Genomic DNA, 712 nt, shown 5'->3' with positions numbered 1-712 from the left:
CGGCAGCGTCAGATGTGTATAAGAGACAGGGTCTGGCTTCCCTGACCACCGTTGCCCGCGTCGCCACCATTGCCGTTGTTGCCGGCGTTACCGCCCGCGCCGCCCGCGCCGCCGTCGCCGGTGCCGGTGCTGTTACCGCCGTCGGCACCGTCGCCACCGTTACCGGAGTTGCTACCTCCGGCGCCACCAGCGCCGCCGGCGCCGCCGTTATTGCCGTCGCCACCCTTACCGGCGCCACCACCGTTGCCGTTAATACCGGCATCACCGCCGGCACCGCCGTTGCCGCCGTCTGCGGAACCGTCGGCGGAGCTGTAACCGTCGCCACCGGCACCACCATTACCGCTGGCCGGGGCATCTGCGCCGTCGGCGCCGTTGGCGCCGGCTTGGCCCGTTCCGGACGCGCCTCCGCTGCCGGCCTTACCGCCGGCTCCACCGGCACCGACCGTGCCGGTGTCACCACCCTGGCCGCCCTGACCACCGTTGGGGTTCGAAGCGCCGCCGTCAGCGCCCTGGCCACCGTTACCGGCCGCTCCGGCGTCACCGCCCTCGCCGCCGTCACCGCCGTTGCCGTTGGCACCGGCAGCACCGTTGGTTGCCGTGCCGCCGGCACCACCCGCACCGGCCGCGCCGCCCGCGCCACCATCGCCGCCGTCGCTACCCGCACCACCGTTGCCGCCGGGTGCGGTCGCGTCGGCACCGTCGAAGCCCTTAC

At 74.0% G+C, this 712-nt stretch carries 1 protein-coding gene; it reads right to left on the bottom strand.

Annotated features, from left to right (window positions below):
• Window positions 1–8: 8 nt before the first annotated feature.
• Window positions 9–712 (bottom strand): hypothetical protein (locus LI94_RS25175; protein ID WP_046302508.1); only part of this gene is annotated, 704 nt, incomplete at its 5' end.

The organism is Mycobacterium sp. UM_Kg27 (genome assembly GCF_000972905.1).
Lineage (GTDB): Bacteria > Actinomycetota > Actinomycetes > Mycobacteriales > Mycobacteriaceae > Mycobacterium.
This window is presented reverse-complemented; position numbering and strand designations above follow the sequence as displayed.